At 70.6% G+C, this 24037-nt stretch carries 25 protein-coding genes and 1 tRNA gene; 10 read left to right on the top strand and 16 right to left on the bottom strand.

The window, feature by feature from the left end; all coding sequences use genetic code 11:
* Nucleotides 1-41: 41 nt before the first annotated feature.
* Together trpS and AB0P08_RS12620 are read left to right on the top strand one after the other, a co-directional pair.
* Nucleotides 42-1046 (top strand): tryptophan--tRNA ligase, encoded by a 1005-nt coding sequence (gene trpS / locus AB0P08_RS12625; RefSeq protein ID WP_082749972.1) that lies wholly within the window; start codon nucleotides 42-44, stop codon nucleotides 1044-1046.
* Between the two features lie 26 nt (nucleotides 1047-1072).
* The gene (locus AB0P08_RS12620; RefSeq protein WP_363590078.1) at nucleotides 1073-1714 is read left to right on the top strand and encodes a hypothetical protein; all 642 of its coding nucleotides are present in this window, start codon (nucleotides 1073-1075) and stop codon (nucleotides 1712-1714) included.
* Between the two features lie 16 nt (nucleotides 1715-1730).
* On the opposite strand, the gene pth is transcribed toward AB0P08_RS12620, so the two are convergent.
* Nucleotides 1731-2312: an aminoacyl-tRNA hydrolase gene (pth, locus tag AB0P08_RS12615; RefSeq protein ID WP_363590077.1), complete on the bottom strand. Its 582-nt coding sequence runs from the start codon at nucleotides 2310-2312 to the stop codon at nucleotides 1731-1733.
* A 96-nt stretch (nucleotides 2313-2408) separates the two neighbouring features.
* Entirely contained in the window at nucleotides 2409-3026 is a 618-nt protein-coding gene (locus tag AB0P08_RS12610) for a 50S ribosomal protein L25/general stress protein Ctc (protein WP_187661953.1), read from the bottom strand.
* 225 nt (nucleotides 3027-3251) lie between these two features.
* Between AB0P08_RS12610 and AB0P08_RS12605 the strand changes: the two genes are divergently transcribed.
* Entirely contained in the window at nucleotides 3252-3377 is a 126-nt protein-coding gene (locus AB0P08_RS12605; RefSeq protein ID WP_259954603.1) for a hypothetical protein, read from the top strand.
* Here AB0P08_RS12605 and AB0P08_RS12600 read toward each other — a convergent pair.
* Together AB0P08_RS12600 and AB0P08_RS12595 are read right to left on the bottom strand one after the other, a co-directional pair.
* Nucleotides 3362-3886 (bottom strand): gluconokinase, encoded by a 525-nt coding sequence (locus AB0P08_RS12600; RefSeq protein ID WP_268776824.1) that lies wholly within the window; start codon nucleotides 3884-3886, stop codon nucleotides 3362-3364. The two genes, AB0P08_RS12605 and AB0P08_RS12600, sit on opposite strands and share 16 nt — an antisense overlap.
* Before the next feature lie 17 nt (nucleotides 3887-3903).
* A complete protein-coding gene (locus AB0P08_RS12595; RefSeq protein ID WP_363590076.1) occupies nucleotides 3904-4962 on the bottom strand; it encodes a D-2-hydroxyacid dehydrogenase in 1059 nt (352 codons plus the stop codon).
* 164 nt (nucleotides 4963-5126) lie between these two features.
* Here AB0P08_RS12595 and gnd point away from each other — a divergent pair, with 164 nt between their 5' ends.
* A complete protein-coding gene (gene gnd / locus AB0P08_RS12590; RefSeq protein ID WP_187661956.1) occupies nucleotides 5127-6581 on the top strand; it encodes an NADP-dependent phosphogluconate dehydrogenase in 1455 nt (484 codons plus the stop codon).
* A gap of 51 nt (nucleotides 6582-6632) precedes the next feature.
* On the opposite strand, the gene AB0P08_RS12585 is transcribed toward gnd, so the two are convergent.
* From AB0P08_RS12585 to AB0P08_RS12575, 3 genes are all read right to left on the bottom strand, one after another.
* A complete protein-coding gene (locus AB0P08_RS12585) occupies nucleotides 6633-7883 on the bottom strand; it encodes an FAD-binding oxidoreductase (RefSeq protein ID WP_363590075.1) in 1251 nt (416 codons plus the stop codon).
* Between the two features lie 76 nt (nucleotides 7884-7959).
* A complete protein-coding gene (locus AB0P08_RS12580) occupies nucleotides 7960-8679 on the bottom strand; it encodes an ABC transporter ATP-binding protein (RefSeq protein ID WP_374459441.1) in 720 nt (239 codons plus the stop codon).
* A 47-nt stretch (nucleotides 8680-8726) separates the two neighbouring features.
* Nucleotides 8727-10172, bottom strand: a complete 1446-nt coding sequence (locus AB0P08_RS12575) for an ABC transporter permease (protein ID WP_363590073.1) — start codon at nucleotides 10170-10172, stop codon at nucleotides 8727-8729.
* Nucleotides 10173-10336: 164 nt separating this feature from the next.
* On the opposite strand from AB0P08_RS12575, the gene AB0P08_RS12570 reads away from it, so the two are divergent.
* Nucleotides 10337-11065: a response regulator transcription factor gene (locus AB0P08_RS12570; RefSeq protein WP_136051691.1), complete on the top strand. Its 729-nt coding sequence runs from the start codon at nucleotides 10337-10339 to the stop codon at nucleotides 11063-11065.
* Between the two features lie 26 nt (nucleotides 11066-11091).
* Complete coding sequence (locus tag AB0P08_RS12565) at nucleotides 11092-12579, top strand: sensor histidine kinase (protein ID WP_363590072.1); 1488 nt, start codon at nucleotides 11092-11094, stop codon at nucleotides 12577-12579.
* A 327-nt stretch (nucleotides 12580-12906) separates the two neighbouring features.
* Here the strand turns inward: AB0P08_RS12565 and AB0P08_RS12560 are convergent, their stop codons facing one another.
* From AB0P08_RS12560 to AB0P08_RS12535, 6 genes are all read right to left on the bottom strand, one after another.
* Nucleotides 12907-14481: an FAD-dependent oxidoreductase gene (locus tag AB0P08_RS12560; protein WP_363590071.1), complete on the bottom strand. Its 1575-nt coding sequence runs from the start codon at nucleotides 14479-14481 to the stop codon at nucleotides 12907-12909.
* Entirely contained in the window at nucleotides 14478-15371 is an 894-nt protein-coding gene (locus tag AB0P08_RS12555) for an FAD:protein FMN transferase (RefSeq protein WP_363590070.1), read from the bottom strand. Before AB0P08_RS12555 ends, AB0P08_RS12560 begins: the two co-directional genes overlap by 4 nt.
* A gap of 15 nt (nucleotides 15372-15386) precedes the next feature.
* Nucleotides 15387-15863, bottom strand: a complete 477-nt coding sequence (locus AB0P08_RS12550; protein WP_363590069.1) for an FMN-binding protein — start codon at nucleotides 15861-15863, stop codon at nucleotides 15387-15389.
* Nucleotides 15864-15955: 92 nt separating this feature from the next.
* Nucleotides 15956-16990: a ribose-phosphate diphosphokinase gene (locus AB0P08_RS12545; protein WP_187661963.1), complete on the bottom strand. Its 1035-nt coding sequence runs from the start codon at nucleotides 16988-16990 to the stop codon at nucleotides 15956-15958.
* Between the two features lie 7 nt (nucleotides 16991-16997).
* Entirely contained in the window at nucleotides 16998-18428 is a 1431-nt protein-coding gene (glmU, locus tag AB0P08_RS12540; protein WP_259954593.1) for a bifunctional UDP-N-acetylglucosamine diphosphorylase/glucosamine-1-phosphate N-acetyltransferase GlmU, read from the bottom strand.
* A gap of 1 nt (nucleotide 18429) precedes the next feature.
* Nucleotides 18430-18501 (bottom strand) — tRNA-Gln (locus tag AB0P08_RS12535).
* Between the two features lie 123 nt (nucleotides 18502-18624).
* Here AB0P08_RS12535 and AB0P08_RS12530 point away from each other — a divergent pair.
* Nucleotides 18625-19134, top strand: coding sequence for a GNAT family N-acetyltransferase (locus tag AB0P08_RS12530; protein ID WP_363590068.1), 510 nt, complete (start codon nucleotides 18625-18627; stop codon nucleotides 19132-19134).
* Complete coding sequence (locus AB0P08_RS12525; RefSeq protein ID WP_025105633.1) at nucleotides 19131-19625, top strand: MarR family winged helix-turn-helix transcriptional regulator; 495 nt, start codon at nucleotides 19131-19133, stop codon at nucleotides 19623-19625. Before AB0P08_RS12530 ends, AB0P08_RS12525 begins: the two co-directional genes overlap by 4 nt.
* A gap of 235 nt (nucleotides 19626-19860) precedes the next feature.
* Here the strand turns inward: AB0P08_RS12525 and AB0P08_RS12520 are convergent, their stop codons facing one another.
* Nucleotides 19861-20331, bottom strand: coding sequence for an RrF2 family transcriptional regulator (locus AB0P08_RS12520; RefSeq protein ID WP_363590067.1), 471 nt, complete (start codon nucleotides 20329-20331; stop codon nucleotides 19861-19863).
* Between the two features lie 63 nt (nucleotides 20332-20394).
* On the opposite strand from AB0P08_RS12520, the gene AB0P08_RS12515 reads away from it, so the two are divergent.
* Together AB0P08_RS12515 and AB0P08_RS12510 are read left to right on the top strand one after the other, a co-directional pair.
* Nucleotides 20395-21144, top strand: a complete 750-nt coding sequence (locus tag AB0P08_RS12515; protein ID WP_363590066.1) for an SDR family oxidoreductase — start codon at nucleotides 20395-20397, stop codon at nucleotides 21142-21144.
* A gap of 225 nt (nucleotides 21145-21369) precedes the next feature.
* On the top strand, nucleotides 21370-22293 hold the full coding sequence (locus tag AB0P08_RS12510; RefSeq protein ID WP_187661968.1) for a pseudouridine synthase: 924 nt from the start codon (nucleotides 21370-21372) through the stop codon (nucleotides 22291-22293).
* Between the two features lie 6 nt (nucleotides 22294-22299).
* Here the strand turns inward: AB0P08_RS12510 and AB0P08_RS12505 are convergent, their stop codons facing one another.
* Together AB0P08_RS12505 and AB0P08_RS12500 are read right to left on the bottom strand one after the other, a co-directional pair.
* On the bottom strand, nucleotides 22300-22959 hold the full coding sequence (locus AB0P08_RS12505) for a methionine ABC transporter permease (protein WP_025105629.1): 660 nt from the start codon (nucleotides 22957-22959) through the stop codon (nucleotides 22300-22302).
* The gene (locus tag AB0P08_RS12500; protein WP_363590065.1) at nucleotides 22959-24002 is read right to left on the bottom strand and encodes a methionine ABC transporter ATP-binding protein; all 1044 of its coding nucleotides are present in this window, start codon (nucleotides 24000-24002) and stop codon (nucleotides 22959-22961) included. Before AB0P08_RS12500 ends, AB0P08_RS12505 begins: the two co-directional genes overlap by 1 nt.
* Nucleotides 24003-24037 lie beyond the last annotated feature (35 nt).

Here is a 24037-nt window from a genome sequence, read left to right as displayed (position 1 = left end):
CCGGCGCAGGGGTCCGCGGCGCGGACGCATAGGATTGACGGGTGAACAAGCCTCGTCTCTATTCCGGAATGCAGCCCTCCGCCGACTCCCTCCAGATCGGCAACTACATCGGCGCACTCCTGCAGTGGCGGGAGCTCCAGACCTCGTACGACGCGTTCTTCTCCGTCGTCGACCTGCACGCCCTCACCGTCGCCCAGAACCCGGCAGAGCTCCGCGAGAAGACCCGCCGTACCGCCGCGCAGTACATCGCGGCGGGCATCGAGCCCTCGCAGTCGACGCTGTACGTGCAGTCGCACGTGCGTGCGCACGCCGAGCTCGCCTGGATCCTCAGCACGATCACCGGCTTCGGTGAGGCCGGACGGATGACCCAGTTCAAGGACAAGTCGGCCCGCTACGGCGCCGATGCGACCAGCGTCGGCCTCTTCACCTACCCGGTGCTCATGGCCGCCGACATCCTGCTCTACCAGACGGACGTCGTGCCGGTCGGCGACGACCAGAAGCAGCACGTCGAGCTCACCCGCGACCTCGCGGAGCGCTTCAACTCGCGGTTCGGCGAGACCTTCACGGTGCCGGTCCCGGTCATCCAGAAGGAGACGGCGCGCATCTACGACCTGCAGAATCCGACGGCCAAGATGTCGAAGTCGGCAGAGAGCGATGCCGGCGTGCTGTGGATGCTGGACGACCCGGCGAAGTCGGCGAAGAAGATCATGCGCGCGGTGACCGACAACGAGGGCACCGTGCGGTTCGATCGCGAGGCCAAGCCGGGCGTCTCGAACCTCCTGACCATCTACGCCGCGCTCACCGGACGCCAGATCCCCGCGATCGAGGACGAGTACGCGGGTCGCGGGTACGGCGACTTCAAGAAGGGCCTCGCCGAGGTCGTCGTGGAGGAGTTCGCTCCGGTGCGCGACCGTGCTCTCGAACTCCTCGACGACCCGGCCGAGCTCGACCGGATCCTCGCCGAGAACGCCGCCCGTGCCGATGCCGTGGCCGATCGGACGCTGTCCGACGTGTACGACCGCGTCGGACTGCTGCGCCGGGTCTGAGCCGCGCGCCACCCTAGGATGACATCGTGACCGATCCGCAGCTGCCCCCTCCGTCCGGCGCCGTTCCGCCCGCCCCTCCGGCGGCCTCGGTCCCGCAGGACTCGGTCTCCGGTGCGATCCCGCCGCCCGCGTACGCGTCCGTACCGCCGAGGGCTCCGGCACCGTACCCGCCCGCCGGCGGATACGGCCAGCCGGCACCCCCGGCTGCGCCTCCGGGGGCGTATCTGGTGCCCGTGGGCGGCTATGCAGCACCGTCCGGCACGTACACCGCGCCGGATGCCGCGCCGAAGCCCTCGGGGTTCCTCGGCCTGCTCGCCCTCGGCCTCTCGATCCTCGCGGCCGTCGTCATGCCGATCATCGGCGGCGTCAGCGCGTTCGAGGTGGGCCGCCGCATCCCGCAGGGCATCAGCGGCTCCTCGGGAGATCTCGGGTTCCTGTCCCCCGCGCGTGATCAGGTGCTGTGGACGGAGCTGTCGTTCTGGGCCGGCACGGTTCTCGGCATCGCCGCGATCGTGCTGGGCATCATCGCGATCCGCCGAAAGCGGGGACGTGGAGCGGGCATCGCCGCGCTCATCGTCGCCGTCCTCGGGGCGGTCATCTTCTTCGTCGCCGTGTTCACAGCCTTCGCCGTCGGCGGCGCCGCGGGATACGCCACCTTCACCACCTGACCCCGCGGGGCGCCGGTCAGCGCGGTGCGTGATGCTTCTGCTGCGCGGCGAGCAGGCCTTCCCCGACGAGGAGCTCGACGGCGTCCGCGGCGTCACCCACGAGCAGGGGAAGGTTCGCACGCTCGTCCTTGCCGAACGGGGAGAGCACCCAGTCGGCAGGATCCTGGCGCCCCGCCGGTCGGCCGATGCCGACCCGCACGCGCGGGAAGTCCGGGCTCGTGAGGGCCCGCGCGATGTCACGCACGCCGTTGTGCCCGCCGTGCCCTCCTCCGGTCTTGAGCTTGACCGTGTCGAACGGGATGTCGAGCTCGTCGTGCACGACGACCACGTGGTCGAGAGGGACGGAGTAGAACCGGGCGAGCGCTGCGACAGGGGTTCCCGAGACGTTCATGAACGTGTTCGGCTTGGCGAGCACGAGCTTGTCGGCACCGGGCCGGAGCCAGGTCTCGACGACGCGCGCGCCCCCCTTGTGCTCCCGGAAGCTCTCTCCGCGGCGGGCCGAGAGCTCATCGACGACCATCTGGCCGATGTTGTGGCGGGTCGCCTCATAGCGGGGTCCCGGATTGCCGAGACCGACCACGAGCCAGGTGGCTGCCATTCCTCGTCCTCTCTCGCCGGAGCCGTCACCCCGGTCAGGATACGACGGAGGGGACGCGATCCGATCGCGTCCCCTCCGTGATGAAGCAGGCGGAGATCACTCCGCGGCGGCCTCCTCGGACGCCTCGGCGGCACCCTCGGCGGACTCGCCCTCGGTCTCCTCGTCCTCGACCGGAGCGGCCGGGACGGAGATCGCGACCACGAGGACCTCGGCGTCGGTGAGGAGCGTCGAGCCCTTCGGGAGGGTGACGTCGGCGGCGGTGATGTGCGCGCCCTCCTCGAGACCCTCGACCGAGACCTCGATGTTCTCGGGGATGTGGGTGGCCTCCGCCTCGACCTGGATGGTCGTGGCATCGAGGTTGACGATGGTGCCGGGGGCCGACTCACCGGTGACGACGACGGGGACGTCGATGGCGACCTTCTCGCCCTTCTTCACGACCAGGAGGTCGATGTGCTCGATGATCTGGTGTACCGGGTCCTTCTGCACGTCCTTGACGAGCGCGAGCTGCGAGGTGCCCTCGATGTCGAGGTCGAGCAGCGCGTTGGCGCGACGGATGATCAGGGAGACCTGGTGGCCGGGCAGCGCGACGTGCACGGGCTCGGTGCCGTGGCCGTAGATGACCGCGGGGATCTTGCCGGCGGCGCGCAGACGGCGGGCGAAGCCCTTGCCGAAGCTGCTGCGCAGCTCGGCGTGGACCGTGGTGTCTTCAGACATGAGGTTCTCCTTCGGGGCACGCAGCGAAGGCGCCGCGCGGTGGTCTTGGAATTGTGGACTCGAACGCGGACGCGTGAGGAAAGCCACCGGGCTTGCTTCGCCGCGTCGATCACGGACGCCCGCGCACGCGCAGAAGCGTCCCTCGCCGAGGTACGCCTCCATGGTACCGGATGACCCGATAGGCTGAGGACACCGGTCCCCACTGCAGAAATTCGGAGTACCCCCATGCTCGACGGCGCCTTCCTCTCCCACGTCCTCCTCTGGCTGATCGGCGCCATGTCGGTGTGCGCGGCCGTCGCCACGGGTGCGGCTCTCTTCTCGCTCGGCCGCTCGGGCTACCGCAAGGACTGAGGCTCCCCCGGCGTTCCCGTCTCCGCGGCGAGCGCCTTCCGGATCGCCGCCACCTCCTGCACCAGCGGGAGCGCGGCATCGACCCGGACGCCGGGCTCGTCACCCGTCAGCGGTTCCCACGCGTCGAGCTGGGAATCGAGCAGCGAGGCCGGCATGAAGTGGTCGGGCCGTCCACCCAGTCGCCGGGCGAGCGTCTCCCGTGCCACGCCGAGCTCGACGAAGAAGGCGTCCGGCGCCTCCGCCCTGATGGCATCCCGGTAGCGCCGCCGCAGCGCGGAACAGGCGACGACGATGTGCGTCTCGGCGGCGAGCGTCCGTCCGACCACCCGCAGCCAGGGCATCCGGTCCTCGTCATCGAGGGCGATCCCCGCTGCCATCTTCTCGACGTTGGTCAGCGGATGCAGATCGTCACCGTCCACGAAGCGCGCCTCGAGGCTCTCCGCCAGCGCCGCACCGACCGTCGATTTCCCGGATCCGCTCGGCCCCATCACGACGATGCGCACGCTCATGCCTGCTGCATCCCGATTCAGTAGAACTCGACCGTGTCGACCACTGCGCGCAGCTCCCGACCGTCGAGCAGGCGGGTGGCGTTCTCGGCGAACCGCCGCGCGATGCGCTCCTCCTCCTTCGAGCTGAGCGCCGCGGTGTGCGGGCTGACGAGTACGCGCGGGTGCGCCCACAGCGGGGACTCGGCGGGCAGCGGCTCCTGCTCGAAGACATCCAGCCCGGCGAAGCCGACGCGGCCGTCGTCGAGGGCGGAGAGCAGCGCCGCCTCATCGACCACGCTCCCGCGCCCGACGTTGGTGAGGATGACCCCGGGCTTCACTGCCCGCAGAACCTCCTCGCCGATGAGGTGTCTGGTCTGCTCCGTGCCCGGAAGCGTGACGACGATCGCGTCGACCTCCCCCACCGCGTCCACGAGGTCGTCCAGCGCGATGAGGCGATCGACGCCCTCGACCGGACGACCGGAGCGAGTGGTCCCCCACACGCGGGCGCCGAGAGCGTGGAAACGGCGGGCGCACTCCGCGCCGATGCCGCCGAGTCCCACCACGAGCACGGTCATCTCGTCGACCTGGCGCATCTCCCACCGCTCGGGCCAGATGCGCTGATCCTGATCGGTCCGCAGGCGCGGAAGGTCCTTCGCCCCGGCGAGCACCGCGAAGAGGGCGAACTCGGCGAGCGTGCCACCGTGGACGCCGGCGCTGGTGGTGAAGACGATGCGGTCGAGATCGGCGCGGTCGAGTTCCGCGGCCTTGACCGTGCTTCCGCCGCCCGCCGCCGTGGTCATGACCCACCGCAGCCGCGGGTTCGCAGAGACCGTCCGAGCCAGTGCGTCGGGGTCGACGTCGGGGATGCCGAAGAGCACGTCGGCGGAGTCGACGAGGGCCTCGAACGCGCGCTGCTGCTCCGGCGTGCGGGTGAAGTCAGGGGCGCCCGACCAGTCGGCCGGACCGCGCATGGGAGGCACCAGTGCCGCGTCGTGGATGACCTCGAGCCGCGGCTCGAGCTCCTCGATGAGCCCGCACAGCTCCTCCGCCAACGGCACCGCGACGACGGCGCGGACCTTCTTCTCGGACTCCGTCACGACCGACTCCCTCCAGCTCCCGTGCTCCCTTCAGCGTAGAGGTCCGGAGCCCCCGGGCCGCCCGACGTCGCGGACGATGACGGTGATGCGTCATCGGGTGCGCCTCGATCCGGCGCACAGCGATACGCTGAAGACAACCCTTCTTCACGATCGAGGAGCCTTCCGTGCCCGAAGCATCAGCGAACATCGGAGTCGTCGGACTCGCCGTCATGGGGTCGAACCTCGCCCGCAACCTCGCGAGCCGCGAGGGCAACACCGTGGCGATCTTCAACCGCAGCTACGAGAAGACCCAGACCCTCCTCGACGAGCATCCCGAGGCGGGCTTCATCCCCGCGAAGACGTACCAGGAGTTCGCCGACTCGCTGCAGAAGCCGCGCACCGCGATCATCATGGTCAAGGCCGGAGCGCCGACCGACGCCGTGATCGACTCCCTCGTGGAGGTCTTCGAGCCGGGCGACATCATCGTCGACGGCGGCAACGCCTACTTCCCCGACACCATCCGCCGCGAGAAGGCGGTCCGCGAGACCGGCATCAACTTCGTCGGCGCGGGTATCTCCGGCGGCGAGGAGGGCGCCCTCACCGGCCCCTCGATCATGCCGGGCGGCTCGGACGAGTCCTGGATCACGCTCGGGCCGATCCTGAAGTCCATCGCCGCAGTCGCCGAAGGCGAGCCCTGCGTGACGCACGTCGGCCACGACGGCGCCGGCCACTTCGTCAAGATGGTGCACAACGGCATCGAGTACGCGGACATGCAGCTCATCGCCGAGGCCTACGACCTCATCCGTCGCGGCACCGGCAAGACCCCCGCAGAGATCGCCGAGATCTTCGCCGAGTGGAACCGCGGAGAGCTGGAGTCGTACCTCATCGAGATCACGGCCGAGGTGCTGCGCCAGGTCGACGCGGCGACCGGTAAGCCGCTGGTCGACGTCATCCTGGACCAGGCCGGCGCGAAGGGCACCGGCGCCTGGACGGTGCAGACCGCGCTCTCGCTCGGCGTCCCGGTCTCGGGCATCGCCGAGGCGACGTTCGCCCGGTCCCTCTCCTCCCACCCCGAGCAGCGCGCGGTCGCCGCGGCGCTTCCCGGTCCGGACGAGGAGTTCACGGTCCCGGCCGACGAGGTCGACGCCTTCGTCGAGGACGTCCGCCTGGCGCTCTATGCCTCCAAGATCGTCGCGTACTCGCAGGGCTTCGACGAGATCCGTGCCGGCGCCGCCGAGTACGGCTGGAACATCGACCTCGGTGCGATCTCCAAGATCTGGCGCGGCGGCTGCATCATCCGTGCGCAGTTCCTGAACCGGATCGCGGACGCCTATGCCGAGACCCCCGACCTGCCGGTGCTGATGACGGCTCCGTACTTCGCCGAGGCGCTCACCCGCGGCCAGGCGGCATGGCGCCGCGTGGTGGTCACGGCGGCGCAGTCCGGCATCCCCGCGCCCGCGTTCTCCTCGTCGCTGTCGTACTACGACGGCATCCGCGCCGACCGCCTCCCGGCTGCTCTCGTGCAGGGTCAGCGCGACTTCTTCGGTGCGCACACCTACAAGCGCATCGACAAGGAGGGCACCTTCCACACGCTGTGGTCGGGCGACCGCTCCGAGATCGAGGCCGAAGACACGCACTGACCTCGGGTCTACGAAGGGCCGGGCACCGCAGGGTGCCCGGCCCTTCGTGCGTCAGACGAGGATGTTGTGGTTGCGGCGGAACACGTTCTGCGGGTCCCACTGCGCCTTCACCGCCCGCAGACGCTCGTAGGCGTCGCCGTCGTACATCCCGGACACCGCGTCCGGGCGCTCGCGGTCGACGAAGTTGCTGTACTCGGCGAGGCGGCCCCCGACGATCCGCTGCGCGTCGGCGGCGGCCTTCTCGCGCCCCTGCTCGTCGAGCAGCCCGGGGACGTCGAAGGCACCGGCCATGACGAACCAGCTCGCGGTGCGCGCCGGGAAGGCCGTCTCCTCCTGCGGCACGTCGCCGAACGCCCCGCCGAGGGACCGGAGGAAGACGACCGAGGCGGGGTACTCCCGTCGATAGGCCACCAGCCGATCGATCGTCTCGTCGTCGAGGTCGGCGACGAGACCGTTCCCGCCGAGGAACCCGGGAGGGGCGGGAGCCTCGCCGCCCTCGGGCTGCGGCATCTCCATCAGGATGTCCCGGTAGGCGGGTTCGGTGATCTCCGTCGTGACACCGTCGAGCGCGGTGATCGGCGCGAGTTCCACGCGCAGCGCTTCCGGGTCGGGCCCCGCCCATACGGCGGTCAGCCGGGCACCGGCCGGCGCACTCGGGTCCATGGGCGGCACGTCCATGTACGTGACGGTGAGCTCGCGCGGGGCATCGCGGAGGAGTTCGCGCGCGGCCCGGAGCACGGCGGTCGCGTCGCCGTCGACGACGGACTCGGCCAGCGCGATCCCCGGCAGGCGATGCGCTTCGAAGTCGAAACGGGTGACGATGCCGAAGTTGCCGCCACCGCCGCGCAGCGCCCAGAACAGGTCGGGATGCTGCGTGGCCGAGACCTCCACCACGTCTCCGCTCGCGGTGACGACCTGGGCGCCGACGAGCTGATCGACGGCGAGGCCCCAGGCGCGCACCATCCAGCCGATGCCGCCGCCGAGCGTGAGGCCGCCGACACCGACGCTGGCCGTGTCGCCGGAGCTCAGGGCGAGGCCGTGGCCGGCGAGGGCTGCCGCGACATCGCCCCAGACCGCACCGCCACCGATGCGCACGGCGGTGCCGTCAACCTCGATCGAGGAGAGCTCCCCGAGTTCGAGCCGCAGACCGGGAGCGGAGGCGTGGGACCAGGGCCCGTGTCCGCCGGAGACGACGGTCAGGGGGACAGCCTCCTGCGCGGCGGCGCGGACGAGCGCGGCGACCTCGGAGACGGTGGAGGGACGGTGGACGGTGGGCTGTGCGGATTCGACGTGGTCGACCATGAGCACACGGTAGACCCGGGGTCGGACATCGCGGAAGAGGGGCGGCCCACCGTCCGCCCCTCCCTTGCGCCGCCCGCTATCGGGTGATGTCCCTCACCGTCCCCTGCGTCAGACGCAGCCGTTTCGTCGCCCGCCGCGCCACCGCGGAGTCGTGCGTGACGACGACCATCGTGATGCCCTCCGCGCAGAGGCGTTCCAGCAGGTCGAGGATCTCGTCGCGCATCCTCTCGTCGAGGTTGCCCGTCGGCTCGTCCGCGAGCAGCACCCGGGGGCGTTTGACGATCGCCCGCGCGATCGCGACACGCTGCTGCTGCCCGCCGGACAGCTCCGCCGGACGATGGTCTCCGCGGTCCGCCAGGCCGACGTGCGCGAGAGCGGCGGCGACCCGGGTGCGTCGTTCCGCCGGGTCGATACCGAGCGGCTCCAGGGCCATGTCGACGTTCTCCGCCGCCGTCAGCGTGGGGATCAGGTTGAACCCCTGGAAGACGAATCCGATCTCCTGCGCGCGGATCCGTCCCAGCTCCGACGGCGAGGCCGACGACAGTTCACGGCCGTCCAGCTGCAGCGTCCCGGAGGTCGGTGTGTCGAGCGCCCCCAGCAGCTGCAGCAGCGTTGACTTGCCCCCTCCGGTCGGTCCCTGGATCGTGACGAAGGCGCCGGGCATGATCTCCAGGTCGACGCCGGTGAGTGCCGTCACCGTCCGTCCCCTCCGCGTATAGGTGCGGGTGACGCCCGTCGCCCGGTACAGCGGGGTCGCCGCCGACGGGGCCGGAACGCGGGCCTCGGAATCCGTCATCGTGGTCATCTCGGTCTCCTTCTCTCCTGTGTGGTTCGCGACGCCGCTCATGCGACGGACCGCAGGGCCTCTGCCGGGCTCAGTCGCGCGGCCCGCCAGCCTCCGAAGGCGCCGGCGACGAGCCCGCCCAGCACCGCGAGGCCCACGGCGGCGACGAGCACCCAGGGGGTCAGCGGTGCCTGCAGCACGATGTCGGTGGCGGTCTCCGCGCCCGGGGCCATGCCGCCGGGGCCACCGAAGCCGCCTCCTCCCTCCGGGCCTCCGCCGACGGCCGCGGAGCCGGCGGCTACGCTCGGCTGCGCGACGGTGATGATCAGGATCCCGGCGAGGCCGAGCACGAGACCTGCTGCTCCTCCGAGGAGGCCCTGCACCATCGACTCCCCGGCGACCTGGCGCACGACGCGGCCGTTCGACCACCCCATCGCCTTCAGGGTGCCGAACTCGCGGGTGCGGCGGCCGACGCCGGAGAGGGTGAGGAGCACCGAGAGCAGCACGGCGACGGCGAGGACGATGATCGACAGCCAGGTGCCGAGGTTCGTGACGAGCGCCGTCGCGTTCGAGAGCGAGCCGGACACGGTCGCGGCGAGCTCGGACTGCGAGGAGACGGTGGCGTCGGGAAGCTCCTCCGCCAGGGCCGTCTGCACCTCGTCGAGGGACGCCGCCGAATCCGCCTGCACGTACACCGTGGAGATCACGTCCTCCACCCCGGCCAGCTCCTGCGCGGTGTCGAGCGGGAGGTAGACGTCCGCCGCGGTGTCTGCGGCATCCGACGCCGACGTGAGGAGGCCGACGACCTCGACGTCGGAGCCCGCGACGTCCAGGGTGTCGCCGACGGCGATGTCCTCGCTCGCGGCGTAGGTGCTGTCCACCAGCGCGACGAGCGCTCCGCTGTCATCGGCGTCCAGCCCACGCCCCTCGCCGATCTCGGCGGAGGCCAGCGGGCCGACCTCCGACGCGGACGGGTCGATGCCGAGGACGGTGAACGAGTCGATGCCGAAAGCACCGCCTCCACCCCCGCCGCCACCCTGCGGAGGAGCCTGGCCCTCCGCACCGTCCTGCCCGCCGAAGCCGCCGCTCGGCAGCTCACCGGAGAAGGTCGAGTTCGTCAGGCTCAGCGCACCGGTCGCGGCGGCGACGCCGTCGGTACCGGCCACCGTGTCCAGCACCGAGGCCTCGAGCGTCGTCCGGCCGAAGTCCGTGCGCAGGGTCGACTGCTCCAGGGTCGTGGTCTCGCCGTCGCTCTCCCCCGCGTCCTCGTCGAACTCGAACCGCGGTCCCGTCCCGTCGCTCGGTTCCGCGACGGCGCCGGTGACGGTGAGATCCGTCCCTACTCCGTAGACCGCTGCCAGCGACTGGGTCTGGGCGTCGCGCACACCGGTCGTCAGGGCGTTCACCACGATCACCAGTCCGATCGCGATCGCGAGCCCGATGGCCACGATCGCCGTCTGCTTCTTGCGGCCCGCGAGTTCGCGCCGCAGATATCGTCCGTACATGTCTCTCCTCCCGCCGCGACGATCGCGGCGCGGAACCGACGCTAGGGACGACCGTTGTGCGGATCCGAGGGACGGATGATGAGGGTTCTATGAGGCGGACATCTCCCAGAGAACCCATAGCCCGTTCCATAGAAATCACATAGGAAGTTCCGCAGAATAGAGGCATGACCAGCGACCTGCCCGAACTGCGCCGCCCCGACGGCTCCCCTCTGCGCATCCTCGCCGTGGACGACGAGCAGATGCTCACCGATCTGCTCGCCATGGCCCTGCGCATGGAGGGCTGGGAGGTGCGCACCGCGTCCTCCGGGCTCGAGGCGCTCCAGGTCGCGAAGGAGTTCGAGCCGGACGCCCTCGTGCTCGACATCATGATGCCCGACCTCGACGGGATGGCCGTGCTCAAGCGGCTCCGCGAAGCGGGCAACCTTGTCCCCGTCCTCTTCCTGACGGCGAAGGACGCCGTGGGCGACCGCGTCGCCGGGCTCACCGCCGGGGGCGACGACTATGTGACCAAACCGTTCAGCCTGGAGGAGGTGATCGCCCGCCTCCGCGCGATCATCCGGCGCACCGGACACGCCAGCGCCGACGACGGGCAGTCGATCCTCCGGGTCGCCGATCTCACGCTCAACGAGGACAGCCACGAGGTCGTCCGGGACGGCGTGGAGATCGAGCTGACCGCGACCGAGTTCGAGCTGCTGCGGTACCTCATGCGCAACGAGCGCCGGGTGCTGTCCAAGGCGCAGATCCTGGACCGCGTCTGGAGCTACGACTTCGGCGGCAAGTCCTCGGTCGTGGAGCTCTACATCTCCTACCTCCGGAAGAAGATCGACGCCGGCCGCACGCCCCTCCTGCACACCGTGCGCGGCGTCGGCTACATGATCAAGGCCCCGCAGTGAGCGGAGCGACGGTGACGCGACGGCCCATGAGCCTGCAGACGCGGCTGATGACCGCGGTGATCGGGTTCGTGTCGCTGATCCTCGTCATCGTCGCCGTCATCACCAGCGCCACCCTCGGCAGCACGCTGGAGGACCAGCTCGACAACAAGGTGAAGAGCTACGCCGCGACGATCAGGGATCGGATCGTGGAGGGGATCGCGCCGTCCGAGGCCACTGTCGACAACATCCTGTATCGCCTGGACCCCATGCCCGGGCTGCTGCTGTCGCTCGGCAGCCCCATCGCGGGACCGAGCGGCGTCGCCTTCGAGGACAGCCGCGGGGCGCTGAACAGCGCGCCGCAGCCGCTCACCCCCGATCAGCTGCAGCAGCTCTACGGCACGGTCGCGCTCGGCACCCCTGCCACGGTCTCCTTCGACAGCCTCGGCTCGTATCGGGTCGTCGCGACCACCGCGAGCAACGGCGTCGTCGTCGTCACGGGCCTCCCCCGCGACGACGTCCAGAATCAGCTCACGCAGCTCCTCACCGTGATCCTGCTCGCCACGGCGGGCGGCCTGATCCTCCTCGCCCTCACCACGGCGGTCACGATCCGCGTGGGGCTGCGGCCGCTGCGCGCGGTCGCGGCGACCGCGACGAGGGTCGCCAATCAGCAGCTCGACCGTGGCGAGGTCAGCATCACCGAGCGCGTGCCGGCGAGCGAGGCCGATCCGCGGACGGAGACCGGGCTCGTCGGCGCCGCGCTCAACAAGCTGCTCGACCACGTGGACACGTCCCTCTCGGCGCGGCAGAAGAACGAGGAGCAGATGCGCCGGTTCGTCGCCGACGCGAGCCACGAGCTGCGTACGCCTCTGGCCTCGATCCGCGGCTACTCGGAGCTCTCGCTGCGGGCACTGCGTCAGGCACCGGAGGCGACGAAGGAAGACGCGGTCATCGAGGGCACGACCTCCTCCTTGGAGCGCATCCAGGCGCAGTCGCTGCGGATGACGCGACTCGTGGAGGACCTCCTGCTCCTCGCCCGCCTCGACGAGGGACGCGAACTCGTGTACGGCACGGTCGACCTCACCCAGCTCGCCCTCGAAGGCCTCTCGGATGCGCGGCCGACGGCGGCCGACCACCACTGGAACATCGAGGTGCCGGACGAGCCGGTGACCGTCGTCGGTGATGCAGGGCGCCTGCATCAGGTCGTCGCGAACCTGCTCGCCAACGCCCGGACGCACACCCCCGCGGGGACCACGGTGACGTTGAGCGTGGCTCGGGAGGGCGACGAGGCCGTGCTGCGCGTGCACGACGACGGCCCGGGGATCGATCCCGCCCTCCGCGACGAGCTCTTCGCCCGGTTCGCCCGCGGGGACAGCTCCCGCGCCCGGCAGACCGGCGGCACCGGGCTCGGTCTCGCGATCGTGAAGGCCATCGTGGAGGGTCATCACGGCCGGATCTCGGTCGAGAGCGAGCCCGGGGACACGACCTTCACGGTCCGTATCCCGATGACTCCCCCCGGCGAGACCCCGCCCGACTGACCCGGGTCATCGTCCGGGCTGTCGCGCACACCTGCACGACCGGAGCCCGCCCGCACGACCGATCCGTCCGTCCCGTCGTGCACCCGTGGTCAGGTCCTGCGGGCGTCCCCCGGCCGGTGTCCGAGGTCGAGCCGAGCCCGTGCTCACCCGCACGACCCTGTCCCGTCCGCTCGACCGATCCGCCCATCCCGGTTCTGTCGTGGCCGGGCCGCCTGCACGATCCGGGGGCGGGATGCACGACGAGACCGGGGATTCCGTCGTGCGGGTGTCGCGGGGTCGTGCAGGCGTCGCAAATCCCCGGCAAAAGGGAAGGGAAGACGATCCGGGTCAGTAGCCGGCGAAGGCGTCCGTGGTGAGGGAACGGGCCTTCTGCAGCGCCGGCGCGAGGTCGGCGATGAGTCGCGGCGGGCCGGAGATGAACGCGTGCCGCGCCGAGAGGTCGTCCACCGCGCTCTCCAGGGTCTCCGCGTCCAGGCGTGCCCCCTGCCCCCACGTCCAGTGCGGAGGAAGGTCGGCCGGCTCGTCGCGGGTGAACACGACCGTGCGCACACCCGTCGCGGCCAGCTCGTCCCGGAAGGCGAGCTCCTCCGCCGAGGACGCCACATAGACGAGAACGATGTCACGCCGCTGCCCCGTCGCCTGGAGCTGCCGAAGCTGCGAGACGAACGGTGTCACACCGATGCCGGCCGCCACCATGAGTACCGGTTGCTCGCCACGCGGCAGGATGAAATCGCCCCAGGTGCCCGTCACCGCGAAGGTCGCGCCGGGCGCGGCCGCCGCGAGAGCGCGCTTGTAGCTCGACGGATGCTGCTGGTCGCCGTTCTTGTAGGCGATGCGGAGTGTCGGGAGGTCGGCGGGGGCGGACACGATGCTGAACTCGCGGCGCGTCCCCCGCGCGTCAGGGCGCCGATGCGGGACATCGAGCTCGAGGTACTGCCCGGGAAGGAACCGCACGCGGCCCTTCGCCCGGAACGTGAGCTCCTGGGCGGTGGGCGTCACGAGGGCGCGGCGCTCGAGGACGAGGCGCACGGACCCCCGGAGCGCGAACGCGAAGGCCACGAGGTTGCCGATGAGCAGGGCACGCTCCTGCCCAAGCGTGAAGAGGCCCGCCACCGAGATCGGCCACCCCGCGAGGAGCCCGACCACGACGGCGACGACGAGCTGCTGACGACGCCGCGGTGGCAGCGTCAACGGCTCCGACAGCATGAACGCTCCGAGGAAGAGGAACGGCGACTGGAGCACCGCGAACGACAGTGCCGTCGTGAGATCGAAGGAGACGTCGAACTGCCCGGCCTGCATCGCCTGCCGCACGATCGAGGTGGCCACGGCGACGACGAGGAACAGGAGGACGACGCCGACCTTCTCCGTGCGCCACAGCACGGCCAGCCCGAGGAGGACGACAGGGATCACGAGAACCGGTGTGCCGACCCACCACGACGACGAGGTGCCGAGCCAGCTGAACGCGCCGAACGCTCCCAGGATCGACACCACCGCGGCGCCGAACGCGGCCGGATTGAAGATGTGCCGTCCCCGCCAGGCGATGAGGTACTTGGACGCGCTCGCCACCGCGCCGGCGATCGCGAGGCCGAGCAGGGCCGAGGGCTCGATGCCAGGACGCAGTACGAACAGGAGGATGAGGGCGGTGACGAGGGACGACTCGACGCGCCACGGAAGGCGAAGCAGGCGCTGGGCGATCGCGTCCACGGCGGAGATCGCAACCGCCAGCACCGCGAAGGACGCCAGCAGCTCGACCGGGGTCGGGGAGACGATCACACCGAACAGGGAGAGCACGAGGGCGACGAGCGCGAGTGCCGTCAGCGTGAACAGCACGAGGCGGTACATCGACAGCGCGCCGAGGACGGCGAGGACGCGCTGGCGGGCGGCGGCGAAGGCAGTGGTCATGGTGTCCTGTCTCCCACGGTTCCGGCGGCTCGCGCAGGAGCTGCGGTGAAGAGCTCGGCCTGGCAGCCCGGCGAGCGCTGCACACGGCCGTCGGTGGTCATGCGCACCCATTCGACGCCCCAGCGGGTGGCCAGCTCCGGGCCGCCGTCGAAGAACAGCGCGGTGGCCACGGCATCTGCCCTCATCGCCTCCGGGGCCAGTGCCCACGTCGCCGCCCAGGTGCGGACGGGCTGTCCTGTCCGCGCATCGAGCACGTGGTGGAGGCCCTCGCCCCAGGCCCTTCGGTTGACGGCCGATGCGCACAACGCTCCGTCAGCGACCTCGACGACGCCGATCGCCTTCCGCGCATCGAACGGGTGCTCGAGCGCGATGCGCACGCCGGCACCCCGCACGCGGATGTCCCCACCGGCATCCACGACAACATCACCGGGGATGTCGGCCAGCACCGCCATCACGCGGTCGACGAGACGTCCCTTGCCGAGGGCGCCCACGTCGAGGAGGGCAGGCTCGTGCGCCTCGACCGTGTCCGCCGACCAGGTCAGCAGGGATGTCCAGGAGGCGGGAGCGGGGCGGGGCTCCCCGGCCCGCAGCGAGTACGCGGCGTCATAGCCCAGGGCCTCCAGGCTGTCGGCGACCAGGGGGTTCACGGCACCGGCCGTGGCGGCATCGAGATCGCGATAGGCGTCGAGCATCGGCCCCGCGTCCGGCGAGGACAGCGAGCCGCCCGACCGTCCGAGCCGGGCCACATCGGAGTCGTCGCGGAACCGGGACCAGGCGCGATCGAACCGCTCGATCTCCACTGTCACGGCCGCGCGGACGTCATCCGTGAGCGGGGCGCCGGTCTCGATCTCCCACACGGTGCCGATCGCCTCGAATCGCCACTCCCCCATGAGGACGCCTCGCGCCTAGGCGGCGGCCTGCTCCTTGATGGAGGCCACGGCGTCGTTGAAGCCGCCGCTCGTGAGCGACGACCCGGCGACGCGGCTGACGTTCAGCTCGTCGATCGGCTTCCCCACGACCTCGTCGGCGATCCCGTCGATGAACTCGCCCTGGTACCGCTCGGTCTCCGGAGCCTTCGGGTCGCCCGTCACCTCGACCTCCGTCACGACGCCGTCGGCGAGGGTGAGCGAGACGGTGATCTCCTCCACCGTCTCCGGGGTCTGGTACGAGCCGTCGGCCGTGTACGTGCCGTCGGTGTAGGTGCCGGAGGCGTCGCCGCCGCTCGACGAGGACGAGGAGCTCGACCCCGCGGTCTCGTCGGTGCCGTTCGAGGTGTCTGCGGCGTCGCCGGTCGACGAGCATCCGGCGAGGACGAACAGCCCTGCGACCCCGAGGAGGGCAGTGCCGGTGCGGACAGAGGTGGGAACGGTCGTGCGGATCATGGGGTCCTCCGTGGTCGGCGTCGGTCGACTCTTCCGTCGATGACTCGACCGTAAGCAGCCCGGCTATGCACGGGCTGTGCCGTCCCGATGCGTTACGCGTCCCCGCCGAACATGCTTGTGACGGAGCCGTCCTCGAAGACCTCGTGGATCGCGCGGGCCAGCAGCGGCGCGATCGGCAGCACGGTCAGCGTCTCCCAGCGGCGCGATTCCGAGAGCGGGATGGTGTCCGTGACGACGACCTCGTCGATGGCCGCGTCCTGCAGCCGCTCGGACGCCGGGTCGCTGAAGATCGCGTGGGTCGCGGCGACGATCACGCGGTGCGCGCCGTTCGCCTTGAGCGCCTGCGCCGCCTTGACGATCGTGCCGCCGGTGTCGATCATGTCGTCGACGAGGAGGCAGGTGCGCCCCTCGACGGTGCCGACGATCTCGTGCACCGAGACCTGGTTGGCGACCTTCGGGTCGCGGCGCTTGTGGATGATCGCGAGCGGCGCCCCGAGGCTGTCCGACCAGGTGTCGGCCACACGGACGCGTCCCATGTCCGGGGACACGACCGTGAGGATCTCGCGGTCCTCCGGGGTGAGTGTGCGCTCGAAGTGGTCCAGGAGCACCGGCTTGGCGAAGAGGTGGTCGACGGGGCCGTCGAAGAAGCCCTGGATCTGGGCGGCGTGCAGGTCGACGCTCATGACGCGGTCGGCGCCGGCCGTCTTGAGCAGATCGGCGACGAGGCGGGCGCTGATGGGCTCGCGGCCGCGGCCCTTCTTGTCCTGACGCGAATACGGATAGTAGGGGGCGACGACGGTGATCCGCTTGGCCGAGGCGCGCTTGGCGGCGTCGATCATGATGAGCGTCTCCATGAGCCACTCGTTGACCGGCTCGCCGAACGTCTGCACGAGGAAGAGGTCGCAGCCGCGGATCGAGACCTCGAAGCGGGCGTAGATCTCGCCGGAGGCGAAGGTGCGGTGCTCGACCGGAGCGATCTCGGTGCCGAGCGAGGCGGCGACGGCCGCGGTCAGCTCGGGATGCGATCGACCACCCGCGATGACCAGACGCTTCTTCGTCTTGGCGACGAGGCCGGGGGCCACGCCGTTGTCGCGATCCAGGTCGACCGTCTTCTTCTTCCGGGCCATGCTCCGCCTATTCCGCCGAATTCTCCCGGGCCGCGGCATCCGCCGCGCCCGTCCCTGCTCTGTTCTTCTCGACCCACCCCTCGATGTTGCGCTGGGGGGCCACGCTCATGGCCAGAGCACCGGCCGGGACGTCCTTGCGGACGACGGCGCCGGCGCCGGTCTTCGCACCAGGACCAAGCCTAACGGGCGCGACCAGCACCGTGTGCGAGCCCGTGTGCACCTCGTCGCCGATCTCCGTGCGGTGCTTGTTGACGTCGTCGTAGTTGGCGGTGATGGTGCTCGCCCCGAGGTTCACCCCGCGGCCGATGGTCGCATCACCGACGTACGACAGGTGCGGGACCTTGCTGCCCTCGCCGATCTCGGCGTTCTTCGTCTCGACGTAGGCGCCGATCTTGCCCTTCGGGCCGAGCACGGTACCGGCGCGGAGGTACGAGAACGGGCCGACGGTCGCCTCGGCACCGATCACGGCCAGGGTCGCGTCGGTGCGGCGGACGACCGCGTCCTCCCCCACCTCGCAGTCGACGAGCGTGGTGTCCGGGCCGATCGTCGCTCCCGCGGCGATCGTCGTCGCGCGCAGGATCTGCGTGTTCGGGAGCACGGTGACGTCCGGGGCGAGCGTGGCGTCGTCGTCGATCCAGGTCGTGGCCGGGTCGACGATCGTGACGCCCTCGAGCTGCCAGCGGCGCACGATGCGGGCGTTCAGGCGCCGACCGACCTCGGCGAGCTGGGCGCGGTCGTTGACCCCGAACGTGACCTCGACGTCCGAGACGATCGAGGCGGCGACCCGGTCGCCGTCCCGGCGCACGAGGCCGGGCACATCCGTGAGGTACATCTCGCCCTGCGCGTTGTCGACACCGAGCCGGGGCAGGTAGCTGCGCAGCGTGGCGGCACGGAAGACGTACATTCCTGCGTTGATCTCGCTGACGGCGGCCTCCTCCTCCGTCGCGTCCTTCTGCTCGACGATGCGGTCGACCGTGCCGTCGGCGTCGCGGATGACCCGCCCGTAGCCGGTGGGGTCATCGACGAGGGCGGTCATGAGGGTCGCGGGCGCTCCGGAGGCGCGGTGCTCGTCGAGGAACGTCGACAGCGTCTCGGCATCGGCCAGCGGGCAGTCGCCGGAGAGCACGAGCACGTCGCCGTCGAAGTCGGCGGGAAGGGCATCCACCGCCACCTGGACCGCGCGCCCCGTGCCGGGAACCTCGTCCTGATCGACGAAGACCGCATCCGGGTAGTCCTCATGCAGCGCGGAGACGACCTGATCGCGCTCGTGCCGCACGACCACCTCGATGTGCGCCGGGTGCAGGCGGGTCGCGGTCGTCAGCACGTGTCCGACGAGCGGACGCCCGCCGATCCGGTGCAGCACCTTCGGCAGGCGCGACTTCATGCGCGTGCCTTGGCCTGCGGCGAGGACGACGACGGCGAGGTTGTTCTCAGTCATGCTCCGCCGCCAGGACTCGAACCTAGACCTCACAGCTCCAAAGGCTGTCGTGCTGCCATTACACCACGGCGGACCGCGGCACCCCCGGGGCACCGCCCGATAAGTCTGCCACGTCCCGGTGTCCGTTCCTGTGTGTGCGACCCGCGTCGCACCGGCCCGTCATCCGCCCGAAACACCGCTCTGCGATGCTGGGGCGATGACCATCGTGATCGAGCGCGTCACCGTCGCCACCCCCGAGATCGCGGCCTTCATCGCCGCTCACCATGCGGAGATGGACGGCACCGCTCCGCCGGAGAGCCAGCATGCACTCCCGCTCGACCGGCTCCTCACTCCGCGCGTCCGGTTTTTCACGGGGATCGTCGACGGACGGATCGCCGCGACCGGTGCGCTGGCCGTGGTGGCCGACGGACACGAGGAGCTGAAGTCGATGCGCACCGACCCGGCGTTCCGCGGGCGCGGGTTCGGGCGCACGATGCTCGGCCACCTCCTCGACGACGCGGCCGCGCGAGGCATCGGTCGCCTCTCGCTGGAGACCGGCAAGGACCCCTTCTTCGCTCCCGCCCTAGCCATGTATACCGCCGCCGGGTTTCGGGAGGGCGCGCCGTTCGGCTCGTACCTGCCCGATCCGCACAGCGCGTTCCTCACGATGCTGCTCCCCGCGTCATCCGCGGCCTCGACGTCGCCGCACGCGATAATGAACGGATGAGCGAGGCGGATGAGGTCGATCGGATCGTCGGTGCGTGGAACACGCAGCGACCCGACCTCGACTTCTCCCCGCTCGAGGTGCTGTCCCGCATGGATCGCCTCTCGCGGCACCTCGACCGTGCACGCCGCGAGGTGTTCCGTCGGAGCGACCTCGAGCCGTGGGAGTGGGATGTGCTGTCGGCGCTGCGCCGGGCGGGTTCGCCGTTCCAGCTCTCGCCCAAGCAGCTGCTGCAGCAGACCCTCGTGTCGAGCGGAACCATGACCAACCGCATCGACCGCCTCGTCGGCCGCCGCTTCGTGCGCCGCGAGGCCGACCCGGCGGATGGCCGCAGCGTGCTCGTGACCCTGACTGACGACGGCCGGGTCCGCGTGGACGCCGCGATCACCCGGCTCGTGGACGCCGAAGCCGACCTGCTGCGCGCCCTCTCCCGCGCCGACCGTGACCGGCTGGCCGCCCTGCTGCGGAAACTGAGCCTCAGCTTCGACACCTGACCCGATCCTGGAGTGGTTCGGTTCGGCCTGTTCCGTCCGTTCCGTCCGATCCGTCCGGTCTGTTCGCCTGCACGATCCGTGCACGGCTGCCCGGGAGAAGGGGTCACCTGGTCGTGCATCCGGACCCGGGTCGTGCAGGCGTCGCAGGACCGATCCGACACGGGTCGTGCATCCGGACCCGGATCGTGCAGACGTCGCAGGACACGACCCGGCACGGATCGTGCGACCGGGTAGGTCAGGGGCCGAGGAGGAGGCGCCGGTTCTTGGCCGGGACGGTGTCCGGGAGCGTGGCGACGACCTCGGCGATCGACACTGCCTTCAGCGAAGCCCGCCACGCCTCGTGGGCACGGCGCATGACGACGGCGAGTCCGCACGGCGCGGTGCAGTCCTCCGGGCGGGCGGCGCCCCTCCCCTGCTGACGGAGTTCGCGGCAGATGTAGGGGTCGGCGGCGCCGTCCACCGCGGAGACGAGATCGAGGATGCTGATGCTCTCGGGCTCCCTGGCCAGACGGAAACCACCGCGGGGTCCCGTGCTGCCTGTGAGGATTCCGGCGCGGACGAGCTTGGCGAGCTGCTTCGACAGATACGGCCCCGGCACACCGAAGTGCTCGGCGAGCTGCGCACCGGACACCGTCGACCCCGCGGGGAGCTGGGCGATCACCGCGACGGTGTGCAGCACCCACTCGGAGGTCTCGGGGAGTTTCACTTGCCCATCGTATCGGGACCGCCCTATTGTGGACACACGATATCCATGATTGAAGGAGCGGGCATGCGCATCGCGGTCGCAGGAGGAACGGGACGGATCGGGCGGCTGGTCGTCGAGGAGGCCCGGCGTCGGAGGCACGATCCGCTGTCGCTCAGCCGCAGCGAGGGCGTCGATCTGACCACGGGCGAAGGCCTCGCCGCTTTGCTACGCGGGGTGGATGCGGTCGTCGATGCGACGAATCCCCCGGTATCCGACGTCGCCGAGGCCGAGCGGGTGTTCACCACGCTCAGCCGCACGCTGCTCACCGCCGAGGGCGAGGCGGGGGTCGGCCACCACGTGGCCCTCTCGATCGCGGCGCTCGATCGGGTGCGCGGCAATCCGCATTACGCGGGTAAGCGCGCCCAGGAGCGTGAGGTCACGCGCGGCGCGGTGCCTTTCACCATCGTGCGGGCGACGCAGTTCCACGACTTCCCCGCGATGATCGCCGAGTGGAGCATCGAGGACGGTGAAGGCATCGTGCCCCCTCTGCTGCTGCAGCCCATCGCGCCCGCAGACGTGGCCGTCGCGCTCGTGGATGCGGCGGAGTCGCCGGCCCTCGGCGGCTCGTTCGACATCGCCGGACCCCGCACGGAAGACGCCGTCGACATGGCGCGCCGCACCCTCGCCGCGTGGGGGCGTGAGCTTCCGCTGCGCGCCGCGTGGAAGGGTGCCGCGCTCGGCGTCGAGTTCGCGGGTGAGGTGCTGCTTCCCGGTGACGACGCCCGCATGGCGCCGACGACCTTCGACGACTGGCTGTCCACCGAAACCCGCTGACACCCCGACCGGTTCCGGGGCCTCCCGTCCGGTCCCCTCGCTCCGGATGCGCGACCAGGGTCCGCTCGTGGGACGAAAACCCCGGAACGGTCGTGCAGGCGCAACCGGATCGTGCAACCGAGGCGGGATGAGTGGCGGCCGCAGCCCACGGACTCTGCCCGGCCGGTCGCCTAGGCTGGGAGCACCCGGTCGCGGCCCCGCGACCCCTGCTCCGAAGGCCGAGACATGGGCATGCCCTCCCCGCTTCCCGTGCGCGACGGGGTCGGCGCGACCCGGCTGCACGTGCCGATGACGGGTGCATGGCCCACCGTCGCCGCCTACATGGTCGAGCGGTTCTTCCACCTGGATCCGGAGCGGCTGCTCGTGCGCTTCGACCGCGGGGAGATCGTCGCGCGCGACGGCCGGCCGCTCTCCCGGGACACGCCTCTCGGCGCCGAGGAGTTCGTCTGGTACTACCGGGAGCCTCCGGCCGAGAAGGAGATCCCGTTCGCCGAGGAGATCCTGCACCAGGACGAGCACCTGGTGGTGGTGGACAAGCCGCACTTCCTCCCCACCACGCCGGGCGGCAAGTACCTGCAGAACTCCGCCCTCGTCCGGCTGCGCAACCGTCTCGGCAACCCGGATCTCACGCCCATCCACCGCCTCGACCGGGCCACGGCGGGCCTGCTGATGTTCTCCGCCCGCCCTGCCACCCGCGGCGCCTACCAACTGCTCTTCGAGGACCGCCGCGTGGAGAAGGTCTACGAGGCCGTCTCCGCGCGCCCGGCGGACTGGGATCCGTCGCGGTTCCCGCTCGTCTACCGCAACCGCATCGAGAAGCTCCGCGGTCAGGTGTGCGTGCAGGTGGATGAGGACGGCGAGCCGAACTCCGAGACGCTCATCGAGGTCATCGCCACCGACGACCGCGTCGTGCACACGCTTCTCCGTCCGCACAGCGGGAAGATGCACCAGCTCCGCGTGCACCTCGCCGCGCTCGGCCTCGGCATCCTCCACGACGGCTTCTACCCCGTGCTGCAGCCGGAGCGTCCGGACGACTTCACCCGCCCGCTCCAGCTCCTCGCACGCGAGCTCCGGTTCACCGATCCGCTGAGCGGGCAGGAGCGCACGTTCACCACGCGCCGGAGCCTGCAGGAGGCCCCGGCACGCTGATCGAGCTCAGCGGCGCATGACCTTCCGCGCGAGCCGGGTGCCGAGAAGCTGCACGAGGTGCACGAACACCACGATGAGGATGATCGCCGCCCACATCACGAGCGGCTCGAACTGCCGGAAGCCGTAGATCTGCGCGAAGGCCCCGAGCCCGCCGCCGCCGATGAGTCCGGCCATCGCGGTCATGTCGATGAGCGCGACGACGATGAAGGTGTAACCGAGGATGAGCGGGCCGAGCGACTCGGGGATCGCGACGGTGAAGAGGATCCGCCACGGCCCGGCCCCCATCGCCCGCGCCGCCTCGATCACGCCCGGCGATACGGAGACGAGATGCTGCTCGACGATACGGCCGATCGCGAACGCCGCCGCGAGACCGATGATGAACGCTCCGGCGGTGGTGCCGATGCCGCTGCCGACGACCAGGCGCGCGAACGGCTGCGCCACCGCCATGAAGATGACGAACGGGATCGGTCGGAAGAAGTTCACCACGAAGTTGATGAGCCCGGAGACGACGCGGTTCGGCATCAGTCCGCCGGGGCGCGTCACGTACAGCAGGACGCCCACGGCAAGGCCGAGGATCCCGCCGAGCACGAGCGCGAACGACGTCATGTACAGGGTCTCGAGTGCGGCCTGCCAGAACTCCGGCCACAGTTCGTTCAGACGATCCATCAGCGACCCTCCTCTCCGGCGATGACGGTGACTTCGACCCGCTCCGCGATACGCGCCAGTGCCGTGTCGATCGCCGCGCGGTCACCCCGGATGGCGAGCGTGAGGTGGCCGAACGCACGACCCCGGATGTCGTTGATCCCGCCGTAGACGAGCTCGAAGTCGAGACCCGCAGAAGCGAGGTCGAGGAACACCTGGGCCTGCGACGAGTCGCCGTCGCGGAACGACAGGGTCACCAGGCGTCCGGTGTGCCGGTCCCGCAGCACCGCGAGTTCCGACGGCGAGGGCACCCCCTTCACCACCGTGCCGACGAACCGCTGGGACGCCGGATTCCGCGGGGCGGAGAAGACATCGAAGACGTCGCCCTGCTCGATGACCCGTCCGTTCTCCATGACGGCGACGCGGGTGGCGATGGTCTGGATCACATCCATCTCGTGGGTGATGACGACGATCGTGACGCCCTGCTCCTCGTTGACGCGCTTGAGCAGGTCGAGGACCTCGTGCGTGGTCTGCGGATCGAGCGCGCTCGTCGCTTCGTCAGCGAGGAGGATGGCGGGCTTGGTGGCGAGCGCGCGGGCGATCCCGACGCGCTGCTTCTGTCCACCGGAGAGCTGCTCGGGGTAGGCCTTCGCCTTGTCGGAGAGCCCCACGAACGACAGCAGCTCGGCGACGCGCGCCTCGATGTCCGGCTTCGACCAGCCGGCGAGCTTGAGCGGATACGCGATGTTGGCCTTGACGCTGCGCGACGAGAACAGGTTGAACTGCTGGAAGATCATCCCGATGCCGCCGCGCACGGCGCGCAGCTCGCTCTCCTTGAGCGCCGTGATGTCGACGCCGTCGACCGTGATGGTGCCGCGGGTGGCCGGCTCGAGCGCGTTGATGAGACGGACGAGCGTCGACTTCCCCGCACCGGAGTATCCGATGATGCCGAAGACGTCGCCCTTGTCGATGGAGAGGGTGACGTCGTCGACGGCGACGATCTCGCGATCGCCCTGGCTGCGGGAGGGGTATGTCTTGGAGACGTTCGTCAGGGTGACGATCGGCATGTGGTGCTCCGGTCTGGTTCTCGGGAAACGGAGAA

It is taken from the genome of Microbacterium meiriae (assembly GCF_040686935.1).
In the GTDB taxonomy this organism is placed as follows: Bacteria; Actinomycetota; Actinomycetes; order Actinomycetales; family Microbacteriaceae; genus Microbacterium; species Microbacterium meiriae.
The sequence above is the reverse complement of the archived record's forward strand: the minus strand, read 5'-3'. Positions and strand labels throughout refer to the sequence as shown.

What these genes read in the sequence shown, in the direction of transcription:
- AB0P08_RS12525 (WP_025105633.1), top strand. Translation starts at nt 19,131, where the DNA reads ATGAGCGAGGCGGATGAGGTCGATCGGATCGTCGGTGCGTGGAACACG.
- AB0P08_RS12605 (WP_259954603.1), top strand. Translation starts at nt 3,252, where the DNA reads ATGCTCGACGGCGCCTTCCTCTCCCACGTCCTCCTCTGGCTGATCGGC.
- AB0P08_RS12555 (WP_363590070.1), bottom strand. Translation starts at nt 15,371, where the DNA reads ATGGGGGAGTGGCGATTCGAGGCGATCGGCACCGTGTGGGAGATCGAG.
- AB0P08_RS12545 (WP_187661963.1), bottom strand. Translation starts at nt 16,990, where the DNA reads ATGGCCCGGAAGAAGAAGACGGTCGACCTGGATCGCGACAACGGCGTG.
- AB0P08_RS12550 (WP_363590069.1), bottom strand. Translation starts at nt 15,863, where the DNA reads ATGATCCGCACGACCGTTCCCACCTCTGTCCGCACCGGCACTGCCCTC.
- AB0P08_RS12560 (WP_363590071.1), bottom strand. Translation starts at nt 14,481, where the DNA reads ATGACCACTGCCTTCGCCGCCGCCCGCCAGCGCGTCCTCGCCGTCCTC.
- AB0P08_RS12510 (WP_187661968.1), top strand. Translation starts at nt 21,370, where the DNA reads ATGGGCATGCCCTCCCCGCTTCCCGTGCGCGACGGGGTCGGCGCGACC.
- AB0P08_RS12565 (WP_363590072.1), top strand. Translation starts at nt 11,092, where the DNA reads ATGAGCCTGCAGACGCGGCTGATGACCGCGGTGATCGGGTTCGTGTCG.
- AB0P08_RS12530 (WP_363590068.1), top strand. Translation starts at nt 18,625, where the DNA reads ATGACCATCGTGATCGAGCGCGTCACCGTCGCCACCCCCGAGATCGCG.
- AB0P08_RS12570 (WP_136051691.1), top strand. Translation starts at nt 10,337, where the DNA reads ATGACCAGCGACCTGCCCGAACTGCGCCGCCCCGACGGCTCCCCTCTG.
- AB0P08_RS12580 (WP_374459441.1), bottom strand. Translation starts at nt 8,679, where the DNA reads ATGACGGATTCCGAGGCCCGCGTTCCGGCCCCGTCGGCGGCGACCCCG.
- pth (WP_363590077.1), bottom strand. Translation starts at nt 2,312, where the DNA reads ATGGCAGCCACCTGGCTCGTGGTCGGTCTCGGCAATCCGGGACCCCGC.
- AB0P08_RS12610 (WP_187661953.1), bottom strand. Translation starts at nt 3,026, where the DNA reads ATGTCTGAAGACACCACGGTCCACGCCGAGCTGCGCAGCAGCTTCGGC.
- AB0P08_RS12505 (WP_025105629.1), bottom strand. Translation starts at nt 22,959, where the DNA reads ATGGATCGTCTGAACGAACTGTGGCCGGAGTTCTGGCAGGCCGCACTC.
- AB0P08_RS12500 (WP_363590065.1), bottom strand. Translation starts at nt 24,002, where the DNA reads ATGCCGATCGTCACCCTGACGAACGTCTCCAAGACATACCCCTCCCGC.
- AB0P08_RS12585 (WP_363590075.1), bottom strand. Translation starts at nt 7,883, where the DNA reads ATGGTCGACCACGTCGAATCCGCACAGCCCACCGTCCACCGTCCCTCC.
- glmU (WP_259954593.1), bottom strand. Translation starts at nt 18,428, where the DNA reads ATGACTGAGAACAACCTCGCCGTCGTCGTCCTCGCCGCAGGCCAAGGC.
- AB0P08_RS12575 (WP_363590073.1), bottom strand. Translation starts at nt 10,172, where the DNA reads ATGTACGGACGATATCTGCGGCGCGAACTCGCGGGCCGCAAGAAGCAG.
- AB0P08_RS12515 (WP_363590066.1), top strand. Translation starts at nt 20,395, where the DNA reads ATGCGCATCGCGGTCGCAGGAGGAACGGGACGGATCGGGCGGCTGGTC.
- AB0P08_RS12600 (WP_268776824.1), bottom strand. Translation starts at nt 3,886, where the DNA reads ATGAGCGTGCGCATCGTCGTGATGGGGCCGAGCGGATCCGGGAAATCG.